The 656-nt window shown below is 63.9% G+C and carries 1 pseudogene; it reads left to right on the top strand.

Annotation, left to right across the window (positions count from 1 at the left end):
- Positions 1-432, top strand: a pseudogene (locus FG154_RS20685) (transposase); the annotation flags it as partial.
- Between the last annotated feature and the right edge of the window lie 224 nt (positions 433-656).

Raw genomic sequence — 656 nt, 5'->3', positions numbered from 1 at the left:
TGAGCGCCATGTCCGTCAACTCTCCCAAGAGGATCCGGTCTGCCGTCGACTGATGTCGATGCCCGGGATCGGCGCTGTCGTGGCGCTGACCTATCGATCCGCTATCGATGACCCTGCTCGCTTCACGTCATCAAAAAAGGTCGGGCCTTGGGTCGGCCTGACGCCTTCGCGCAACCAGTCGGGCGAGCGCGACGTCTCGGGCGGGATCACCAAGGCGGGCGACGTCAACCTTCGACGCGCGCTGTGTCAGGCTGCCACCGTCATGATGCATCGCGGGAGGGCGAACTGGCTGCGAAGCTGGGCCGCGAAACTTGCGCGCCGTCCAAGCGAGCGATGGTTGCGCTGGCGCGGCGCATTGCCGTGATCCTGCACCGGATGTGGAAGGATGACGCCGACTTCCGCCTCGATAGTCCAGTGCTTCATGCCGACTAAAGCTACAGGTTCCAGACTGCTGCCCGCCTGATCGCGGGCCTTCGAGGTCCCCACGGGACGCGGTTCCGGTGATGCCGTGCTCAGGACTGATGCCGACAGCATCGAGCACGCCAGTGAGATGGGCACATCGGAACTGTATTGAACCAGCATCATGTTGGCGGCCATTGCGCCGACCACGGACCGAAGCATGCACCCGGGTCGATCTCAGTCTAAGGCCGCCGAAC

The organism is Cereibacter sediminicola (genome assembly GCF_007668225.1).
Taxonomy (GTDB): domain Bacteria; phylum Pseudomonadota; class Alphaproteobacteria; order Rhodobacterales; family Rhodobacteraceae; genus Cereibacter_A; species Cereibacter_A azotoformans.
This window is presented reverse-complemented; position numbering and strand designations above follow the sequence as displayed.